Raw genomic sequence first — 17,740 nt, 5'->3', positions numbered from 1 at the left:
GGGCGCCGCGGGGGACGGCGGGGCGCACGGGACGTGAGGGAGGAGCGAGCGGCCATGGCGGGTTACGCGCGCCGCGGGGTGCACGGGCAGACGGTGGAGACCCTCGCGCACCGCGTACTGGGGGGTGAGATCGCCGAGGGCGCCACCCTCGATCTCGCCGCGCTCCAGGCCGAACTGGGGGTCAGCCTCACCGCGTTGCGCGAGTCGCTGAAGGTGCTGGCGGCCAAGGGCATGGTCGACGCCCGGCAGAAGCGCGGCACCTTCGTCCGGCCGCGCGCCGACTGGCACCTCCTCGACGCCGACGTGCTGCGCTGGCGCTTCGAGACCGCGGGCCGGCAGCAGGGCGAGGGCGCCGCCGCGCGGGCCGCCTCCCCGCTGCTGCGCGACCTGGACGAGGTGCGCGGCATCGTCGAGCCGGCGGCTGTCCGGCTGGCCGCGGTGCGGCGCACCGCGGCGGACCTGGCGGCGCTGGAGGCGGCGCTCACGGCGATGGCCGGGGCGCGGGACGGCGCGGCCGAGGCCGTCGCGGCGGACCTCGCGTTCCACCGCGCCCTGCTGGCCGCCTCGCACAACGAGCTGCTGGAGCGCATGGATCAGGTCCTCGCCAGCGGACTGGCCGCCCGCGACCGCCTGGTGCACGGCCCGGGACACCACCCGCGGGATCCCGTGCCGGGCCACCGCGCCGTGCTGACGGCGATACGGGCCCGGGACCCGCACGCCGCGGAGGCGGCGATGCACCGGCTCCTGGCGCAGGCGGCCCGGGACCTGGCCGAGCTGTCCGCCGTCCCTCCGCCGGCACCCGGCCCCGAGCCCGCGCCGTCGGTCACGGACCGGGCGGCCGGGGCGTAGCCCGTACGACGCACGCGCCCCGCCGCGCGGAGATCCACGCGACGGGGCGGCAGCAGACTTTCCGCGGGCCCGGGCCCCCCGGAATCAGTACCAGTTGTTGGCCTGCCAGAACTCCCAGGCACCGCACGGGCTGCCGTAGCGTTCGTTCATGTAGTCCAGGCCCCACTCGATCTGGGTGACCGGGTTGGTGCGCCAGTCGGCGCCGGCCGAGGCCATCTTGTCGCCCGGCAGCGCCTGCATCAGGCCGTACGCGCCGGAGCTGGGGTTCGTCGCGGTGTGGTCCCAGCCGCTCTCCCGCTCCACGATGTTGCTGAAGCAGGTGAACTGGTCGGCGGGCACGATCTCCCGGGCCGCGGCCTGGATGCCGGACTCGGTGGTCGGGACGCTCGCCTGCGACGCCTCGGTGGCGCCGCCGGAGCTCCCGGAGGACGACGAGCCGTTCGGGTCGATGGACGTGTCGACCTTGCCGCCCTGGGTGTCGACGCGCAGTTCGGTGCCGACCTTCAGCGCGGCCGGGTTGTCGCCGATCGCCTTCTCGTTGTCGACGTACACCCGCTGCCAGCCGCCGGGCACGTCGTACTTCGCGGCTATCTTCGCCAGCGTCTCGCCGGCGCCGACGGTGTGCTCGACGTAACGCTGCTGCTTCTGCTCGGTCTTGGCGGCGGTCTGGTCGGCCTCGGCGGGCTTGCTCCCGGCCTTCTCGTCCCCGAGGTCCAGCTCCTGGCCCGGGAGGATCAGGTGGGGGTTGTCGCCGACGGCTTCCTTGTTGGCCTCGTACAGCTTCTGCCAGTCGGGCCCGAAGCCGTTGTCCTCGGCGATCTCCGAGAGGGTGTCGCCCTTCTCGACCGTATAGGCGTGGGCGGCGGTCGCCGCGATTCCGCCGGCGACGGGCAGGGCTATGCCCACCCCCGCGGCGGCGGCATAACGGCGGGTGGAGCGCGACTTGGGCGCGCGCCGGGTGCCGGTTCCGGCCATGGTGGCTCGCTCTTTCTCCGACGCCTGCGAGGTGAGCTGTCGGGTTCGGGCTGGAGTTGCCCGGCCGCGTCGTGCTGTGCGGCTTCACCCCGAGTCGGGGAGTGCGGTGCGGTCCTGCCACCGTGCTCCGGCCGACGGAGAAGTGGTTCCCCCGCTCCTGCCCGAACGGCTGTGGGGACGACGGATCCGGGCTCCGACGGGCAGGATTCGGCGTACCGGAGCGCGGTGCTCGCGTCTGCGAACGTCTCGGACACTAGGAGATCGAACGGCAGATCACAAGAGGATCACGAGGATCGACGCATGCTCTGACGCTCCGTGGTGACGCGCGCACGCGTGGGGCGGCTGTGGCGCGTGTGACGTTCGGCATGTACGCCGAGTCGCAACTCCTCCAACAGAGGCTGCCCCGCGGGGACGACGAGACCGTGCACCCCGCGCTCCGCGGCGCCGGCGAGGGCGGTCCGCCAGGCGTCGGGACCGGCGGGTGCCGCCACCGGGGTCCAGCGCCCCGCGCCCGGCTCCTCGTAGCCGGGACCGGCGGGCGCGAGCCGGCGGAAGGCGGGCACCGCCGGGGCGACGGCGCCGAGTTCGGCGCACCGCCGGGAGTCGGCGGCGAGCGCGAGCCGGCCGCCGCTGAGCAGCACGACGGTGGCCAGCGCCCGGGCCAGCAGCGCGGCCTGCGGGACGCTGACGGGCAGCGCGACGACCAGCCGCGCCCGGCCGGTGGCGGCGGCCAGGGCGGCGGCGAGCGCCAGCACGTCGTGCGCCGGGTCGGGGCCGCCGTCCAGCCACAGCGCGTCGGCGCCCGCGGCCTCGTACGCCGCGCACTCCGCGAGCCAGTCCGCGGGCTCGTCCAGCAGCCGGGGGAGCAGCACTCCGACCTGGACCGGCCGCGTGGCGGCGTCGGCAGGCGGGGGTGGAGATGCGCTCATCGCGGGCCTCCCCGGGTGGCTGACGAGGGCCATCGGGGGCATACCGTACGCCCATACGTCGCGGAAGGCAGCGGTGCGGACACCCACGGTTCATGATTTCTGGAATTTCATCTGCCGTGCCCCGGGGCGGTGTTGCGCGTCCGTACCCCGGCAAACGCCGAGGGAGGGGACCCCCCCGGGGTGTCCCCTCCCTCTCTGTGCTCCCGGCCGGTGGCCCATGTCAGTGCACGTGGGCCACACCCCCGTTCGCCGGGATGGGCTCGCCGTCCTGACCGGACGGCGAGTGGACCGGGCGGCGCGGCTGCAGGTGCGCGGGCACCGCGCCGGGCGCGGTCATGCGAGGCTCCGCGAGAGCAGGAAGTCGGCCTTGCCCGCCTTGGCGCCCTCGATGAACGCGTCCATCTCACCGGGGGTGTAGATGAGGGCGGGACCGTCGGGGTGCGCCGAGTGCCGTACCGCGATCCGCCCGTCCCGCAGCTTCATGGCCTCGACGCAGTTGCCGCCGTTGCCGCCGCTCCACGGCTTGTGCCAGCCCTCGGTGCCGAGGTCCGCCGCCGGCATGCCGTTGTAAATGCGTTCCATTCACAGCTCCTTGCGGAAGTCCCGGAGGATTTCCTTCGTGCGTTTTGCCGTCGCCGCCTGGGCCGCCATGTGGTCCAGGGCGGCGAGGTGTGTGGCCACCTCGTGCCGGCCGTCGAGGTAGACGGCGCCGGTGAGGTACTCGGTGTAGATCATGTCCGGCAGCTCGGGCATGGCGAACCGGAAGAGGACGAAGGGGCTGTACGTGCCCGGATGGTGGCCGGTGCGGAACTCCGCCATCTGGAGCGTGACGTTGGGCAGGGACGCGATGTCGAGGAGCCGGTCGACCTGCGCGCGCATCACCTCGCCGTCGCCCACCGGCCGGCGCAGGACCGTTTCGTCCACGATGGCCCAGAACCGGGGTGCGTGCTCGCGGGTGAGCAGCTCCTGACGCTCCATGCGCAGCGCGACGTGCCGCTCGATCTCCGCGGGCGCGACCCGGCCGAGGGAGCCGACCTTCAGCACGTGCCGCGCGTAGTCCTCGGTCTGCATCAGACCGGGCACGAAGTGCGGCTCGTACGACCTGATGAGCGACGCGGCGCCCTCCAGGCTCACGTACATGCTGAACCAGTCGGGCAGGATGTCGTGGAAGTGCTGCCACCAGCCGGGCTCGTTGGCCTCCTCGGTCAGCGAGACGAAGGAGTCGATCTCCTCCTGGTCGATGCCGTACGCCTGCAACAGCAGTTGCACGTACGGCACCTTCAGCGCGACCTCGGCGGTCTCCATCCGGCGCACGGTGGCGGGGGCGACGCGCAGTGTCCTGGCGGCTTCCTCCCGCTTGAGCCCGGCCCGCTCGCGCAGCTCCTGGAGCCTTTTGCCGAGCACGACCTGCCCCACGGTCGGCGCGGACCGCGGTTCGCTCACGCCATACCTCCCTGTCGGAACTGCCTCAAGCAGTGTGCCACGCCCGGGGCTTGGCGAACACAGTGCAACAGTAACTCTGAAAAATTCACAGTGGGGGTTGCCAAGTGGCCGCGCCAGGGCCATAGTTTGGGATGTGAGCCAGTCCACACAGCCGCATTACACGGGGGTCGTGACACAGGATCCCGGCTTGCCGGGATCCCGTTCGGGGGTCGATGCGGTGCGGTGCGGTTTCGAGGTGCCAGGTCAGGCGGACGCCGTTACGGTCGCCCGCCGGCTGGCCCGCGAGCAACTGCACCGCTGGGGGGTGGAGGGCGAGGTGGGTGACAGTGCCACCCTCGTCCTCTCGGAACTGGTGACCAACGCACTGCTGCATACGGGGAGTCGGCGCATAGGGTGCGAACTGCGCTGCAGCGCCGACCGCCTGCGGCTGGCCGTCACCGATCAAGGTGTCGAGCCGGGAAGCCTGCGGGTGCAGCGGTCGTCCGCGGACGAGCAGGGTCGGGGGCTCCTGCTCGTCACCGCGGTCAGCAGTAGCTGGGGGGCATACGACGCGCGGCCCGGCCCGGGCCTGGTGGTCTGGGCGGAGCTGCAGCGCGAGGTGCCGGCGGCCGGGGGGGCCGCCGCGCCGCGCGCTTCCGCCGCCCGTACGGGGGCCGGCCCCGCGGCCGGTGAGCGGGCGGCCGGATGATGCGCACCGAGCCCGGCGGCCGGCTCCGGCTGGCCGTGCCGGGCGCGGGCGCCTCATCCCTCGGCTGTGACGCGGTCGGCGTGCCGCAGCGCATCGGCTACGACGTGATGGCCCGGCTTTCGCGCGTGGGCTGCGTCTTCGCCGACGGTAGCCGGTGGTGGTGGATCGTGCCGGCCGGCTCCGACCTCGGCCTGCAGTGGCCGCGGAGCGTGCACTACGCCCCGGGCGCCGATATCTCGGGGGCGGCCGCCGGCACCGGCGGGCCGGCGGCCGTACCCCGGCTGGTCCACCGGCCGGCCGACGGGGTGCCGTACACGCCGCCGATCCCGCTGTTCCTGGTGGTCTGCCGGAGTACGGGCGTCGAGCCCGCCTGGTCCTGCGACGTCGCCTGGGCGGCCGCGGGCCGCAGCGACGCCGCCTGAGCACCCGCGGCGGCCCGGCCGGCGGGCACCTCCTTGTTTCGGTTGCGGGGGAGGAACCCGCGGCCGGCCCGCCGCGGGAATGAGGAACCGCGGGCCGCGCCGCCGCCGGCGGCGCGGGTCCCGCGGATCGTGCCCTTCGTACGGGTGGTCTCCAGTCTGCGGTGACGGGGTTCAGCAGTCCCGGCCGCGCAGCGCCACCATCGCGTCGTAGCTGGTCTCGGCCGCCCAGATCGAGCCCTGCGGCTCCTGCGGACCGCGGTCCTGCTCCCAGAAGTACAGCGGCAGCCCCGGCGCCCGCAGCCCGCTGAAGAAGCGGCGGAAGTCCAGCTCGCCCTGGCCGAAGACGACGTCGCGGTACTGGTTCGTCAGCGCCGGGTCCCGCACGCCGTCCTTGACGTGGAAGGCGATGTAGCGCTGCGGGGCGGCGTTGACGTAGTCCAGCGGGTCGAACTCGCCGAGCTGGTCGCGGAAGCGGACCGAGGCGCCGAACGCCCAGAGGATGTCCAGCTCCAGGAAGACGTACCGCGGGTCGGTGCCGCTCAGGAAGAGGTCGTGGCGCCGCTTGCCCGGCCGGTCGGTGACCGGGCCGAACTCGTTGGTGTGGTTGTGCTGGTAGACCTTGAGCCCGTAGCCCCGGGCCACCTCGCCGGACTCGTTGAAGCGGTCGGCGCCGGCCTGGATCTCCGCCGCCGTACGGCCGGGGAAGTCGCTGGCGGTGCCGACGTAGTCCATGCCGAGCGCGGCGGCGTTCTCGAACTCCCGCTCGCGGGTGCCGGCGTTGAGCAGCGCGTCGAGCCCGAGGTGGGCGCCGCCGGCGTGCAGGCCGTTGTCGTCGAGCAGCTTGCGGAGCTTGGGGACGGTCATGTCCGGCTCGGCCGGCGAGGTGTAGCCGGCGAACTCGATGTGCTTGTAGCCGATCGCGGCCAGCTCGGTCAGCACGGGCGTGAAGCCGCGCTGCTGGATCTGGTCGCGGACGCTGTAGAGCTGCAGGCCGATACGGCCCCGGGGGATCAGGCCGCCGGGGCCGCCCGCCTGGGCGGCGGCGGGGGCCGTGAAGGCTCCGGCGCCCGCGGCGACGGCGGCGGTACCGGCGGCGGCCCTGAGGAATCCACGGCGGTGCAGGCTGGGCTTGCTCATGTGGTGTCTCTCCTGCGAAGTTCGGGTGTGGACGGGGTGGGAACCGCGGGGTGGCGTACGCGCGCACGCCACCCCGCGCCGTACCGGAGGGTCAGGGGACGACCTTCATGACCGCCCGGTCGCTGCCGATGAGGCCGCCCGGGTCGGTGTACTCGGCGACGAACACGCCGGTGACGTTGCCCTCGGAGGGGTCGTGGCCCGCGACGGGCTCGGTCTGGATCGTGCCGGTGCAGCCCGCGGTGGTGCTCTGCGGGTGGCCGTGTGCGTCATGGCCCACGATGTAGTGCACCTGGACCTTGCTGCAGTCGACCTCGGCCTCGTCGGTCACCGCGACCTCGAACTGCACCGCGTCGCCGAAGTGGAACTCCTGCTGGTCGACGGGCTTGACGAGGGTGACGACCGGGGCCTGGTTGCCCACGGTGATGTCGACGTCCTTGTACGCCGCCCGGCCCTTGCTGTCGGTGACCTTCAGGGCCGCCTTGTAGGTGCCGTCCTCGTCGTACGTGTGCGAGGGGCTGACGTCGGTGGAGTCGGTCCTGCCGTCACCGTCGAAGTCCCAGGCGTAGCGCACCTGGTCGCCGTCCGGGTCGGTGGTGCCCGCGGCGGAGAACCCGACGGTCAGCGGTGCGAGGCCCTTGACCGGCGTGGCGGCCAGCGCGGGCTTCGGCGCGTGGTTGCCGGTGCGGCCGATGTAGTCGATCCGCGAGAGCTGCGCGTCCGGGTTCTCGGAGAAGTACCCGTCCCCGTACTCCAGGACGTAGAGGGCGCCGTCCGGGCCGAACTCCAGGTCCATGGGGTTGTCGACGGGCGGCTGCCCGACCCCTTGGGCGACCGGGTTGACCGCTTCCACCGCGCCGGAGGCGTCGAGCCTGAACTCCTTGATGTAGTCCCGGCCCCACTCGGCGAACAGCGGCGTCCCGTCGTAGTACCGCGGCCAGGCCACGGCCCGGTTCCGCACCTCGGTCGCCGGCTTGTACTCGTACGCCGGTCCGGCCATCGGGGCGATACCGCCGGTGCCCAGGCCCGGGAACTCCGCGGACTGGCCGTAGGAGTACCAGACCTCCGGCTGCTCGACCTCGGGCAGCTCGGTGCGGCCCGTGTTGTGCGGCGAGGTGTTCACCGGCTTGGCGCAGTCGAACCGCGCGCCGGAGGTCTTGGTGGCGAAGTCGTAGTCGTTGTACGGCATCTTCGCGGTGGCGCAGTACGGCCAGCCGTAGTTGGCGGGCTCGTCGAGCACCAGCCACTTGCCCTGCCCGGCGGGGCCGCGGGTGTCGCTGGCCGCGCGGGCGTCGGGGGAGTAGTCGGCCACGTAGACGTCGTCGGTCTGCGGGTCGATCTCCATCCGGTACGGGTTGCGCAGGCCCATGGCGTAGATCTCCGGCCGGGTCTTCTCGGTGCCCGGCTTGAAGAGGTTGCCCCTGGGTATCGCGTACGAGCCGTTGTCGCGGACCTTGACGCGCAGCACCTTGCCGCGCAGGTCGTTGGTGTTCCCGGAGGTCCGCTGGGCGTCGAACGCCGGGTTGCGGCCGTCCCGTTCGTCGATCGGCGTGTAGCCGTCGGACTCGAACGGGTTGGTGTCGTCACCGGTGGTCAGATACAGGTTGCCGTCGGAGTCGAAGGCGATGTCGCCGCCGACGTGACAGCAGATGCCGCGGTCCACCGGGACCTGCAGGATCTTCTGCTCGGTGGTGAGATCGAGGGTGTCGCCCTTGAGCTTGTACCGGGAGAGCTGCAGGTGGCCCTTGTAGCGGTCCCAGTCCGCCTGCGTGCCCTGGAAGGGCGCGTCACCCTCGTTGACGGGGGTGTCGGGGTCGTCGACGGGGGTGTCCAGCGGCGGCGAGTAGTAGAGGTAGACCCACTTGTTCTCGCTGAAGTCCGGGTCGATGGCGACGTTCTGCAGCCCCTCCTCGTCGTGCTGGTACACGTCGAGCTCGGCGGCGACCTTGTTCACGCCGGTGTCCGGGTCGTTGAGCCAGACCTTGCCGGCGCGGGTGACGTGCAGGACCCGCTTGTCCGGCAGGACGGCGAGGTCGAGCGGCTCGCCCGGGCGGTCGTTGAGCGTGATCTTCTCGAAGGCGTTGTCCGGTGGCGGCTGCTCGGCGGCTTGCGGTGCCACCGCGGTCGCGCCGGGCGCGACCAGCAGCGCGGCACTGACCGCGCCGGCGGCCAAAAGGGCCAGTCTACGTAGCATTTCCCCTCCCAGGGGCTGGACGACAAGGCGGCTGGACACGCTCCTGGGTGGTCGGCCCGTTCGCGCCGTCCTTGATCGGCCCGCGCGCTGCGGCTCGTGCGCGGCTGTACGTCCCCCCGCCGTCCACGTCCCGACATGTGACGGCGGCCGGTTGGAGATTAGACCTCTTCCGACGCAACGCCAATGCCTACGACCAGATTTGGCACGACTTTGTCTTTGGAAAGAGCAAACTAGGGTGGGGTCGCGGACGGTTCGGCCCCGCCGGGCAGGGAGGGAGCGCCTGGCGGGGCCGTACCGGAGTCGAGTGGGCGGGCGTCGCGGGCTCAGCCCGGGGACGGGCTGCCGGCGGGCACCTCCGACGCCTGGCGCTGCCGCGGCAGCAGCACCGGTGCTTCCTGGTGGTGCAGGACGACGTTGCGCACGGGGTGGGCGATCTCGATGCCCTCTTCCCGGTAGCGCAGTTGCAGCCGCTTGATGAACTCGTGCTTGATCCGGAACTGGTCGCTGAACTCGACGGCGCGCAGCACCACCGAGAAGCCGGCCCGCGAGTCGCCGAAGGTGTGGAAGCGGACCACCGGCTCGTACTCCGGCACGCCGCCCTCGACCGCCGCCATGACCTCGTGCGCCACCTCCACCGTCACCCGCTCGACCAGGTCGAGGTCGCTGGAGAGCGCCACGCCCGCCTGTACGACGATGGACAACTCCTGCTCCGGGCGGTGGTAGTTGGTCATGATGGTGCTGGCGAGCTGGTCGTTGGGGATGACGACGAGGTTGTCCGACTGGGTGCGGATCACGGTGTTGCGCCAGTTGATGTCGGTGACGTAGCCCTCCTCGCCGCTGCTGAGCCGGATGTAGTCGCCGACCTGCACCGTCTTGGAGGCCAGGATGTGCACCCCGGCGAAGAGGTTGGCGAGCGTGTCCTGCAGCGCCAGCGCCACCGCGAGGCCGCCCACGCCGAGGGCGGTGAGCAGCGGGGCGATCGAGATGCCCAGGGTCTCCAGCAGGATCAGCAGACCGATCGCCAGCACCGCGATGCGCGTGATGTTGACCAGGATGGTGGCCGAGCCCACCCCCTGCGAGCGGACTCCCATGAGCTGGGCGACCACCCGGGCCGCGGCGACGGTGACCGTCAGGATGAGCACGGCGACGACGATCTGGTCCACCGTGTGCTCGACCGGACGCTTCAGCGGCAGCGCGGCGGCGGCGATCGAGACGCCGCCGGCCAGCGCGCCCCAGGGGGCCATCGTGCGCAGCGCGCCGACGAGGATGTCGTCGCCGGCCCAGCTCGTCCGCGTCGCGCCCCTGCCCAGCCAGCCCAGCAGCACGCGCAGGAGCAGGCCGGCGCCGATGCCGCCGAGTATCGCGGAGCCGGCGACGACCAGATCGTGCAGAGTGAGGGCTCGGTTCACCTTGATACCTGTCTTCGTTCGGGAACGGGGTACGCCCGGACGCCTGTGCGATCCGGCGCGCTGGCCATCCTGCCGTATCCGGCGGGGGAGTTGGCCCCGAGGCCGAGGGAAGCGGACGATCCGGTCCCGTTTGCTTTCGTGCGGGCGGCGTGGCGGAGGCGGAAGTTCAGGGTCAGCCCTGAGGTACGGCCCGTACCGCGTGGCTACGGTGGTGTGCACCGGCTCCGCTCCGCGGCGGGCACGCGGGGATGCGCGGGGGACGAACGGGGGCGCGCGTGGGGGAACGCCGCGGAGCGGCGGCCGGCACCGCGGTCCCGGCGCGGCGCTCTGACGCGCGCGGCCGGCCGCGCGCGCCACCGGTCCGGGGCTGCCGCCGCGGGGGTGCGGCCTGCCCCGGCGGGGGCGTTCAGCCGCGCAGATACCTCAGTACGGCCAGCACCCGCCGGTGTCCCGAGACGTCCGACTCCAGGCCGAGCTTGGTGAAGATGTTCCGTACGTGCGTCTCGACGGTCTTGCCGCCGATCACCAGGTCGCGTGCGATGGCCTCGTTGGACCGTCCCTCGGCCATCAGCGCCAGGACGTCCCGCTCCCGCGCCGTCAGCCCGGCCAGCGGCTCCGCCGCCCGCGGCGACCGCATCAGGTGCGTGACCACCCGCGGGTCCACGACGCTCTGGCCGGCGGCCACCCGGCGCAGCGCGCCGGCCAGCTCGTCCGCGTCGGCGACCCGCTCCTTGAGCAGATAGCCGAAGCCGCGCGGATCCTCGGTGAGGGCCCGCACGACCGTGCCGGTCTCGACGTACTGCGACAGCAGCAGCACGCCCGTGCCCGGGTGCCGGGCGCGGATCGCGGCCGCGGCCCGCAGCCCCTCGTCGGTGTGGGTCGGCGGCATCCGGATGTCGAGCAGCACGGCGTCCGGGCGGTGCCGCTCCACCAGGGCGAGCAGCGGGTCCGCGTCGCCGCACTGCGCGGGGACCGCGACGCCGGCGTCGCCCAGCAGCCGGACGATGCCCTCGCGCAGGATGGCGGAGTCCTCGGCGACGATCACTCGCACGGCAGCTCCGCGACCACGCGCGTGCCGCCGCCCGGCGGGCTGTGCACCGTGAGCACCCCGCCCACCGCCGAGACCCGGTCGGCCAGCCCGCGCAGCCCGCCGCCGAGGTGGTCGTGCCGGGCGCCGCCGACGCCGTCGTCCACGGCCTCGACGACCAGCCGGCCGTCGCGGTGGCGCGCGCTGACGCTGACGGCCCGGGCGCGGGCGTGCTTGGCGGAGTTCGCCAGCGCCTCGCTGACGGTGAAGTACGCGGTGGCCTCGACGTGCGGCGCGAAGCGCCGGTCCTCCGCGGCCACCACCACCGGCAGCTCCGCCCGCCCGGCCAGCTCGCGCAGCGCGGACGCCAGCCCGTCGCGGGTCAGCACCGCCGGGTGGATGCCGTGCGCCAGGCCGCGCAGCTCCTCGACGGCCAGCCTCAGGCTCCGCTCCACGTCGCCGACCGACCGGCGCAGCTCCTCGTCGGGGTGGTCCGCCAGGCCCTTCTCCACCCGGCGCAGCGTCATCAGCGCGAAGACCAGGCGCGCCTGCGCCCCGTCGTGCAGATCCCGCTCCAGCCGCCGGCGCTCGCTGTCCGCGGCCTCGACGACGCGGGCGCCCGCCGCTCGCGCCTCGGCCTGCAGCCAGACGTTCTCCAGCGCGAGCCGCAGCGCGGCGACCGCCGAGCGCAGCAGCTCCTCGTCCTCCGCCACCGCCGGGTCGTGGCGCAGCAGCGCCAGCGGGGCACCGCCGGCCGCGTCGATCCGGGTGCTGCCCGCCGCGGCCTCCTCGACGGGCTCGCCCGCGGCGTCCACGTACGCGCCCGCCTCGGGCCGCCACACGCCCAGCCGCAGCCCCGGGTCGCCCAGCACCGGCACCAGCGCCTCGCGCAGCCGGCCCGGGTCCGGATCGCCGCCGACCTCCATCACCAGGCCGCCGACCTCCGCGCGCTGCAGCCGCATGCGCAGCAGCCCGACGAGGAAGGCGAGCGGCACGGCGGTCTGCGCCACGTCGGAGAAGACGCCCACGGCGCCCTCGACCGGCTCGCCCGCGGGCACGAGCACCACGAGCACGTCCCACAGCAGGAAGGACGTGGCGACCAGCACGGCGAGCCAGGCGGGCAGCAGCGCGCGGCGGCGGGCGACGGAGGCGCGCCGCCAGCGCCGTACCACCGCCACCACGACGGCGACCGAGACGGCCCAGCCGATGGCGCGGAAGCCGGCGTCGAACGTGGGGAAGAGGTCTCCGAGCCCGGGGGTGAAGAGCGGGTTGGGGCCGCAGTCGCGGCAGGCGAGGTACGAGCCGCCGGGGTGGGCCGCCGGATCGAAGGCCAGGGTGCGCAGCAGACCGCCGGTGGCCACCAGGCCGTAGCCGAGGAGCACTATGCGGCGGGTGGCGGGGGAGTCGGTGCGGCCGTCGGGGTAGGCGAGGACGAGGTGGGCGAGGACGGCCACGTTCAGGCCCTCCCACCAGGCGCCGAGGGCGAAGAGCGCCGGGATCGTGGTGCCCTGCAGGTTGCCGAGGAACCAGGTGACGCCCACGGCGGCCATCAGCGGTCCGGTGGCGTTGGCGGGGCGCCGCCACCAGGCGGCCAGCCCGGCGCCCGCGTAGGCCCAGCCGACGGCGAGGTCGCGCAGGAGATCGGCGGTGGAGGCGCCGGTCCCGGCGTATGCCCAGGCGCCGACGCCGCCGGAGACGACGGCGGCCAGGGCGGCCGCCACCGTCCAGCAGCGCATGGCCTGCGTCGGTTCCCGGGAGTGCACGGGCCAACGCTAAGCCATCCGGAGGGGTGGATGGTGCCGCGAGAGGGCCGGGCGCCGGCCTCGGTGGGCCTTCTGACCTGGGGCGGGGCCCCGGAGAAGGTAGGGGGGACTACCGGAAGGGTGAATTCCGGTAGTCGATATGACGACCGCGCGCGGGAAGCCGGGACCCCGTCGCCCGGCGGGGGGAGAGAGAGTGCCGGACGGCGGGGTCCCGGGGATCACGCGCGCGGGGGCAGGCCGCGAGGGGGACGGTGCGCGGCGGGCCTCAGTAGGCGCCCCAGACGTTGTCGATCGAGCCGTAGCGGTCGGCGGCGTAGTTGCACGCGGCGACGATGTTGGCGACCGGGTCGACGATGTTCTTGGTGGTGCCGGTCACGTGGTAGGCGTCGAACGTGGGCGGGATCACCTGCAGCAGGCCCTGCGAGGGGACGCCGTTGACGGCGTTGATGTCCCAGTTGTTGATCGCGTGCGGGTCGCCGCTGGACTCCCGCAGGATGTTGCGGTGGATCCCGTCGTACGTGCCGGGTATGTCGTGGCGGTCCATGACGTCGAGCGCCTGCTTGATCCACTCGTCCAGGTTCGTGCCGGTCGTCGCGTGCACGGCGGACGGCGTGGACGGGGTGGAGTGAGCCGAGGCGGCGGCCGGGGCGGCGCTCTGCGGCGCGGCTGCGGCGGCCTGCGGCGCGACCGCGACGGTGAGGGCGACGGCCGCGGCGGCCCAGCCGCCTGCGGCCAGCAGTCGTCGGCGGGCGGCGGCGGGACGCAGAAGGGTGGGAGCAGACATGTGAGCGGGTCTCTTTCCGTGTGCCTATGCGGGGGACTGTCGCCGAAGTCGGCAAAACCGGGCGACTTGGGAAGTTTTAACGGACACAAACCGGGAATGTCACGCACCCCTGTTACTACCGCTCATAGTGCGACAAGCCGGAAGGGATGCCTCATAGCTGAGGCGCCGGGCGCCCCCGTGCCGGGGGGCGGAGTACGACCGCGCTTCGTATGTGACGCAGCCCATGTGGGTGAGGTCACAAATGAAAGCGGGCTCTGAGCGTCAAAACGGACATTGCCGTCTCTTCGTCCGCAAACGGCCGGGAGGGGAGAGGCGCCCGAAGGCGGGGGGTCAGCCGGTCAGCTCCTTGGCCATCGGCGCCGGGAAGCTGACCACGAGCCCCTGCGCCGCGAGCCAGCCCTCCAGCCGCTCCGCCTCCGCCGCCACGGCCCGGCGGGCCTCCGCGCCGCGGTCGGCGAGCAGCCGGTGCACGACGGCGCCGTCCCGGCGCTGCGCCCAGGCACCGACGATCTCGCCGCGCCACCAGACCGTGGGCCCGGCGTTCCCGGCGCTGTCGAAGAGACTCGTGCGGTGGGCCGGGTCCGTGTACCAGGCGCGATCGCGCCAGCCCATCGTGGCCGGGTCGAGGCCGGGCAGCAGCGCCGCCCACGGACCGGGGTCCGGGTCCTCGCCGAGATCGCCCGGCAGCACGTAGCCGACGCCCGCGTCGAGCGCCACCTCCTCCGCCGCGATCTCCGCCAGCGCGTCCCGGACCTGGCCCGCCGGCAGCCCGGTCCACCACTTGACGTCCGCGAGCGTCCCCGGCCCGAACGCCGCCAGCCAGCGCCGCACCAGCTCGGCGCGCGCCCGCGCCGGATCCATCGGCGCCACCGGCGGCGCCACGGCGAAGCGGAACTGCCCCGACGTCCAGCCGCCGAGCGGCCGGGTGCGCCGGATCCGGCCCTCCATGCCCAGCACCCGTATGACCCCGCTGCCCGCCCGGGGGTGCGACTCGTACGACTTCCCCGGATAGAGGGTGTACGTCAGGCCCAGCTCCGGCACTGCCGCCGTGACCTCAGCCGCGCTCGCCTCGCCCAGCTCCGCGAGCGCGGCCAGCGCCCGGTCCTGCGCGGCGGCCAGCCACGCCTCGTCGTACTGCGGCCCGGCGGTGCCGAGCTGCTTCACCAGCAGCGCGCGCTCACGCGCGGCGACGGTCTCGCCGACCGCGAAACGGAACATGGGCACGAGGTCCGCGGGCACCACCCACAACGTGCGCCGCATGGCGTGCATGCGCTGCAGCGACCCCTCCTCGTACAGCGCACGGTCCAGCGCGGCGAGCGACGGCTCGCGCAGCCGGGCGCGGGCGGACAGCGCGACGGTGGGCGAATCGGTCGCGTGCAGCCCTGCGAGGGCCTCCGCCACCTCCTCGGGTGACGTGGCGCGGGACGGGCCGACGAGAAGCTGACGGTGCGCGAGCCGGGCGCGGCGCTGCGCGGTCGTGATCACCATGCGGCCACCCTACGAAGCGGGTCTGACACCGGGCCCGTACGCGCGGGCGCCGCCGGGCGAAGGGTGGCGCCGCACCTCTTGCCGGGGGACCGGGAGAAGCCGCGCCGGGGCCGCCCCGCGGGGGCCCGGCCCGCCGGCGCCCCGGCGGCCCCGCCGGGCCGTCCCCTCCTGTCCCTTTCCTGTCCCCTTCTAGTCCTCCCGGACCACCGCCACCGGGCACGGGGCCAGGTGCAGCACTCCGTGGCTGACCGGGCCCAGTTGTATGCCCGTCGCCCCCGCGCCCGCCGTCGCGTCCACGAGCGGGGTGCGGCGGGCGCCGAGGACCACCAGGTCCGCCTCGGCCGCCGCCGCGAGCAGGGTGTCGCGCGCCAGGCCCTCCGGCGACTTGCGCTGCAGCGGTACGTCCGGGTGGCGCTCCACCGCCGCGCGCACCGCACGGCCCAGCGCCCACTCCGCCTCCCGCATCCGCGGGTCCGGCGCCCCGCCCAGGGTGTGGGCGTGCGTGGCCACGCCCCGCTCCGGCGAGCGCCACGAGTGCACCGCCGTCACCGCGCAGCCGCGTGCCTGCGCCGCCCGGAACGCGAAGTCCACCGCCGCCGGCTCCGCCCCGTCGTTCCCGGTGCCGAGCACGACCCGGCCGAACTCGCCGCGCCGCGCCGCCCTCTCGCCCCGTACCACCACCACCGGGCAGGCGGCCCGCGCCGCCACCGTCAGCGCCACCGAGCCCAGCGGCAGCGCGTCGTGTCCGCCGCGGCCCCGGTCGCCGACGACCAGCACCGTGCCCTTCTCCGCCTCGCGGAGCAGCGCCGGCACCGGGTCGCCGGACAGCAGCTCCGCCTCCACCGCGATGCCCCGCCCCTCTTCGCGGGCGCGGTCGGCCGCGGTCGTGAGGACGTGCTCCGCCACACTCCGGCCGCGCGGCCGGGGGACGGTGAACTCCGGCCACGTGCGCTCGTACGGCTCCCACAGCGGTGCGTACACGATCCGCAGCTCCGCGCCGCGCCGGACCGCCTCGGCCACCGCCCAGTCGAGCGCCGCGAGGCTCGCGTCCGAGCCGTCCACCCCTGCCACCAGCTTTCTCATGACTCCGAGGCTTGCATACCGCGCCCGGCGCGGGCGAGGGGGCGCACTCCCTCGCGCGGGCCGGGGTGCGCCCCGCGAGCGCCGTCCGGCGCCGTCGCCGCCGGTGGTTCGGAGGCCGCGGGGGAGCACGGCGCGCGCCGCGCGCCCCATGTGCGCCGGGCAACGCCGCCCGTGCCGGGGCCCTTCGGCAGCGCCTGTCGCCGCGCCCGTGAAGGCGCCCGCCCGGCTGAGCACTTGGACGCGTTCCGTTGCGCCGGCCTCAAGTGATCTGGCACACAAGGAGCGTGGCCTTGTGTGCTACTCACGAGTTGGTCATACTCGGCGAGTTGTCTGGCAGTGATAAATCTGTTCGCTGCTTGGCATGCGCATGTCCAACTAAATCCTCCGAGATCCGCCCCTCACCGGGTGGATCCAACCCCCCATAGGAGGCAGCACGTTGAGGTATCGAGCCATATCCAAGAGCCGGTACGCCCTCGCGGGCGTCGGCGCCGCCGCGCTGATCGCCGGCAGTCTGACGCTCGCCACCGCCAACGCCAGCCCGGGTGAGCCCGTCGCCGACACGCTGTCGTCGGCCGCCGCGGGCGAACTCGCCGGCACCCTCGTCCAGGACCTCAGGGGCGGGGCAGCCGGGGCGTACTACGACGCCCAGGCGAAAGAACTCGTCGTCAACGTCGTGAACGACGAGGCAGCCGAGCAGGCCGAGGCGGCCGGCGCGCGTGCGCGTACCGTCGACCACACCACGAAGGAGCTCAAGGCCGCGAAGGCGGACCTCACCCAGGGCGCCACCGCCGGCACGTCGCGCGCGCTCGACCCGGTCACCAACCAGGTCGTCGTCACCGCCGACAGCACGGTCAAGGGCGCGGAACTGGCCCAGCTCAAGAAGGAGGTCGCGGCGCAGGACGGCAAGGCCGTGCTCAAGCGCACCGCGGGCACGTTCACGCCGTACATCTCCGGCGGCGACGCCATCTACACCGGCGGCTCCCGCTGCTCGCTCGGTTTCAACGTGACCAAGGGCGGGGAGCCGTACTTCCTGACCGCCGGTCACTGCGTCGAGCTCGGCGGCACCTCCTGGTCCGAGTCCTCGGGCGGGCCCGTCATCGGCGAGGCCGAGGGCGCGACGTTCCCGGGCAACGACCGGGCGCTGGTCAAGTACACGGCGGACGTCGAGCACCCGAGCGAGGTCGACACCTACGACGGCAGCGCCCAGGAGATCACCGGCGCCCGTGAGGCCACGGTCGGCGAGACCGTGCAGCGCAGCGGCAGCACCACGCAGCTCCACGACGGCTCCGTCGTCGCGCTCGACGTGTCGGTGACCTACCCCGAGGGCACGGTCGACGGTCTGATCCAGACCGACGTCTGCGCCGAGCCCGGCGACAGCGGCGGCTCGCTCTTCGCGGGCAGCGACGCGCTCGGCCTGACCTCGGGCGGCAGCGGCGACTGCACCAACGGCGGCGAGACGTTCTTCGAGCCGGTGGTCGCGGCCCTCGACGAGTACGGGGCCACCATCCCGTAACCGGATCGCTCTACGCACCGACGCAGCACGTACGACCCG

Annotated in this window: 16 protein-coding genes and 1 riboswitch; of the genes, 4 read left to right on the top strand and 12 right to left on the bottom strand. The window is 73.9% G+C overall.

The annotated features are described in order from the left end of the window. Window positions 1–54 precede the first annotated feature (54 nt). The gene (locus tag ABGA99_RS25625) at window positions 55–849 is read left to right on the top strand and encodes an FCD domain-containing protein (protein WP_347583505.1); all 795 of its coding nucleotides are present in this window, start codon (window positions 55–57) and stop codon (window positions 847–849) included. Window positions 850–933: 84 nt separating this feature from the next. Here the strand turns inward: ABGA99_RS25625 and ABGA99_RS25620 are convergent, their stop codons facing one another. From ABGA99_RS25620 to ABGA99_RS25605, 4 genes are all read right to left on the bottom strand, one after another. Beyond that, window positions 934–1,824: a LysM peptidoglycan-binding domain-containing protein gene (locus ABGA99_RS25620; protein WP_347575841.1), complete on the bottom strand. Its 891-nt coding sequence runs from the start codon at window positions 1,822–1,824 to the stop codon at window positions 934–936. A gap of 6 nt (window positions 1,825–1,830) precedes the next feature. Then, window positions 1,831–2,005: riboswitch (cyclic di-AMP (ydaO/yuaA leader) on the bottom strand. 103 nt (window positions 2,006–2,108) lie between these two features. Next, window positions 2,109–2,753, bottom strand: a complete 645-nt coding sequence (locus ABGA99_RS25615; protein WP_347575842.1) for a hypothetical protein — start codon at window positions 2,751–2,753, stop codon at window positions 2,109–2,111. Between the two features lie 333 nt (window positions 2,754–3,086). Beyond that, entirely contained in the window at window positions 3,087–3,335 is a 249-nt protein-coding gene (locus tag ABGA99_RS25610; RefSeq protein ID WP_347575843.1) for a DUF397 domain-containing protein, read from the bottom strand. After that, complete coding sequence (locus tag ABGA99_RS25605; protein WP_347575844.1) at window positions 3,336–4,196, bottom strand: helix-turn-helix transcriptional regulator; 861 nt, start codon at window positions 4,194–4,196, stop codon at window positions 3,336–3,338. A gap of 235 nt (window positions 4,197–4,431) precedes the next feature. Between ABGA99_RS25605 and ABGA99_RS25600 the strand changes: the two genes are divergently transcribed. Then, window positions 4,432–4,884, top strand: coding sequence for an ATP-binding protein (locus ABGA99_RS25600; RefSeq protein WP_347575845.1), 453 nt, complete (start codon window positions 4,432–4,434; stop codon window positions 4,882–4,884). Further along, the gene (locus tag ABGA99_RS25595; RefSeq protein ID WP_347575846.1) at window positions 4,881–5,306 is read left to right on the top strand and encodes a hypothetical protein; all 426 of its coding nucleotides are present in this window, start codon (window positions 4,881–4,883) and stop codon (window positions 5,304–5,306) included. Before ABGA99_RS25600 ends, ABGA99_RS25595 begins: the two co-directional genes overlap by 4 nt. A 171-nt stretch (window positions 5,307–5,477) precedes the next feature. Here the strand turns inward: ABGA99_RS25595 and ABGA99_RS25590 are convergent, their stop codons facing one another. The 8 genes from ABGA99_RS25590 to ABGA99_RS25555 all read right to left on the bottom strand — a co-directional run bounded on the left by ABGA99_RS25590 (window position 5,478) and on the right by ABGA99_RS25555 (window position 16,188). Continuing rightward, window positions 5,478–6,443, bottom strand: coding sequence for a sugar phosphate isomerase/epimerase (locus tag ABGA99_RS25590; RefSeq protein WP_347583504.1), 966 nt, complete (start codon window positions 6,441–6,443; stop codon window positions 5,478–5,480). Between the two features lie 91 nt (window positions 6,444–6,534). Then, window positions 6,535–8,613, bottom strand: a complete 2,079-nt coding sequence (locus tag ABGA99_RS25585) for a PQQ-dependent sugar dehydrogenase (protein WP_347575848.1) — start codon at window positions 8,611–8,613, stop codon at window positions 6,535–6,537. A gap of 344 nt (window positions 8,614–8,957) precedes the next feature. Next, on the bottom strand, window positions 8,958–10,043 hold the full coding sequence (locus ABGA99_RS25580) for a mechanosensitive ion channel family protein (protein WP_347575849.1): 1,086 nt from the start codon (window positions 10,041–10,043) through the stop codon (window positions 8,958–8,960). Window positions 10,044–10,449: 406 nt separating this feature from the next. Beyond that, window positions 10,450–11,088 (bottom strand): response regulator transcription factor, encoded by a 639-nt coding sequence (locus ABGA99_RS25575; protein ID WP_347576118.1) that lies wholly within the window; start codon window positions 11,086–11,088, stop codon window positions 10,450–10,452. After that, a complete protein-coding gene (locus ABGA99_RS25570) occupies window positions 11,085–12,833 on the bottom strand; it encodes a histidine kinase (RefSeq protein ID WP_347575850.1) in 1,749 nt (582 codons plus the stop codon). Before ABGA99_RS25570 ends, ABGA99_RS25575 begins: the two co-directional genes overlap by 4 nt. A gap of 265 nt (window positions 12,834–13,098) precedes the next feature. After that, complete coding sequence (locus ABGA99_RS25565; protein WP_347575851.1) at window positions 13,099–13,617, bottom strand: transglycosylase SLT domain-containing protein; 519 nt, start codon at window positions 13,615–13,617, stop codon at window positions 13,099–13,101. Window positions 13,618–13,947: 330 nt separating this feature from the next. Next, the gene (locus ABGA99_RS25560) at window positions 13,948–15,105 is read right to left on the bottom strand and encodes a winged helix DNA-binding domain-containing protein (RefSeq protein WP_347575852.1); all 1,158 of its coding nucleotides are present in this window, start codon (window positions 15,103–15,105) and stop codon (window positions 13,948–13,950) included. 189 nt (window positions 15,106–15,294) lie between these two features. Beyond that, window positions 15,295–16,188: a universal stress protein gene (locus tag ABGA99_RS25555; protein WP_347575853.1), complete on the bottom strand. Its 894-nt coding sequence runs from the start codon at window positions 16,186–16,188 to the stop codon at window positions 15,295–15,297. A gap of 436 nt (window positions 16,189–16,624) precedes the next feature. Here ABGA99_RS25555 and ABGA99_RS25550 point away from each other — a divergent pair, with 436 nt between their 5' ends. Further along, window positions 16,625–17,701, top strand: coding sequence for a S1 family peptidase (locus ABGA99_RS25550; protein ID WP_347575854.1), 1,077 nt, complete (start codon window positions 16,625–16,627; stop codon window positions 17,699–17,701). Window positions 17,702–17,740 lie beyond the last annotated feature (39 nt).

Source organism: Streptomyces sp. B5E4 (genome assembly GCF_039871555.1).
GTDB lineage: Bacteria > Actinomycetota > Actinomycetes > Streptomycetales > Streptomycetaceae > Streptomyces.
Note: the sequence above shows the minus strand (reverse complement) of the source record. Positions and strands in the feature narration are given on the sequence as shown.